We start from the raw sequence: 1,884 nt of genomic DNA on the forward strand, positions 1-1,884 counted from the left end.
CGGTGGAGGTCGGTGGGCGCAGGGGCGGTCGGGCGAGGTCGCGCGCCTTCTCGGCGTCGTCGGCCAGCACCGCCAGGTAGAGCGCGCGCTTGCCCGAGAAGTTGGAGTAGACCGCGCCTCGGGTGAGGTCGGCGCGCTCGGCGATGCGGTCGATCTTGGCCTCGGCGTAGCCGTGTTCGGTGAACTCGCGGCGGGCGGCGACGAGTACGGCGGCGCGGGTGCGTTCCTGCTGCTGGGCGCGGGTGAGTCTCGCCATGGTGTCCCCTTCGGTTCGGGCTGTGCCATGATACCGGGACCATCCAGATGACAGCATCATCCAAAAACACCGAACATCCGGAGCCCTCATGCCCCTCCCTGTCCTGCACGCCCTGCGCTGCACCGGCGCCGCGAGCCCGGCCCGCCTCGGCGCGTTCACCGGACTCGCCGCGCCGGACGTCGAGTCCGCGCTCATCGACCTCGGCGTCGAGGGGTTCGTGACGCGCTCGTACGACGCCTGGGCCCTCACCGAGGCGGGCCGCGCGGAGAACGTCCGGTGTGTCACCGCCGAACTCGACGCGGCCGGCGCCCGGGGCGCGCTGCGGGCGGGGTTCGAGCGGTTCCTGGTGCTCAACCCGGAGCTCCTCGATCTGTGCACGGCCTGGCAACTCCGGCCGGTGGACGGCACGTTCACCGCCAACGACCACACCGACCCCGCGTACGACGCCCGGGTCCTGGACCGGTTCGCCGACCTGGACGGGCGGTTCGCTCCCGTGGGTGACGAACTCGCCGCCGCGCTCCCCCGGTTCGGCCGCTACCGGCTGCGGCTGACCGGCGCGCTGGAGCGTGCCGTCGCCGGGGAGCGGGAGTTCGTGACGGACGGTACGGCGTCGTACCACACCGTCTGGGCGGAGCTGCACGAGGATCTGCTCGTCACGCTCGGGCTGCCGCGATGAGGTGGGTGCGTCCGGTGTCGGCCGAACTCGACGGCGCTGCGGACGACTGGGGGAGCAAGGCGCTCGGTCTGGCGCTGCTGCACCGGCTGGGGCTGCGGGTGCCACCGGCGTTCGCCGTCACGGCGGAGGCGTGCCGCGCCTTCCTGGGGGACGGGCGGCTCCCGGACGGGCTGCACGAAGAACTCGGCCTGGGCGTCGCCGGTCTCGAACGCGCCACCGGCCGGGCCCTCGGCGGCCCGGACCGCCCGCTCGCGGTGTCCGTCCGCTCCGGTGCCGGGGTGTCGATGCCCGGCATGATGGACACGGTCCTCGGCCTCGGCCTGACCACCGCAGCGACGGCGGGCCTGGCCGCCGAGACCGGTGACGAGGAGTTCGCGCGGGACTCCCGGGACCGGTTCCTCGCGAGCTTCACGGCGGCGGTGCCCTGCGCCGTGCCGCAGGACGCGTCCGCCCAGCTCGTCCGGGCCGTGGAGGCGGTCTTCGCCTCCTGGGAGACCCCCCGCGCCCGCACCTACCGCACGCTGCACGGCATCCCGCACACCCTGGGCACCGCCGTCGTCGTCCAGGCCATGGTCTTCGGCAACCGCGACCCGCGCAGCGGCACCGGCGTCGCCTTCAGCCGTGACCCGAACACCGGTGAGGACACCCCGTACGGCGACATCCTGTTCCGGGCGCAGGGCGACGATGTGGTCTCCGGCGCGAAGGCGACCCGACCGCTGCGTGAACTCGCCGAGCACGACGGGGAGTTGTGGGAGGAGCTGCGGGACGCCCTGCGCCGCGTCGAGGCCCACTGTCGCGACGCCTGCTATGTCGAATTCACCTTCCAGTCAGGTGAGTTGTGGCTGCTCCAGGTCAAGTCGGCCCGTTTCTCCGGCGCGGCGGCGGTCCGGACGGCCGTGGAGCTGGCCGAGGCCGGGGTCGTCGACCGGCGTGAGGCGCTGCGCCGGGTCGC

At 73.7% G+C, this 1,884-nt stretch carries 3 protein-coding genes; 2 read left to right on the top strand and 1 reads right to left on the bottom strand.

The window, feature by feature from the left end; translation table 11 throughout:
- A partial coding sequence (locus ACVNF4_RS35460; protein ID WP_461806952.1) for a TetR family transcriptional regulator occupies positions 1-256 on the bottom strand: 256 nt, incomplete at its 3' end.
- Between the two features lie 88 nt (positions 257-344).
- On the opposite strand from ACVNF4_RS35460, the gene ACVNF4_RS35465 reads away from it, so the two are divergent.
- Positions 345-932 carry a transcriptional regulator gene (locus tag ACVNF4_RS35465; protein ID WP_461806953.1) on the top strand — a complete coding sequence of 196 codons (588 nt, stop codon included), beginning with the start codon at positions 345-347 and terminating at the stop codon, positions 930-932.
- A 14-nt stretch (positions 933-946) separates the two neighbouring features.
- Positions 947-1,884, top strand: a 938-nt coding sequence (locus ACVNF4_RS35470) for a PEP/pyruvate-binding domain-containing protein (RefSeq protein ID WP_461806954.1), incomplete at its 3' end; no start/stop codon positions are given.

The sequence above is a fragment of the Streptomyces sp. S6 genome, assembly GCF_054880855.1.

Coding starts and splice junctions, on each gene's coding strand:
- ACVNF4_RS35465 (WP_461806953.1), top strand. CDS start 345: ATGCCCCTCCCTGTCCTGCACGCCCTGCGCTGCACCGGCGCCGCGAGC.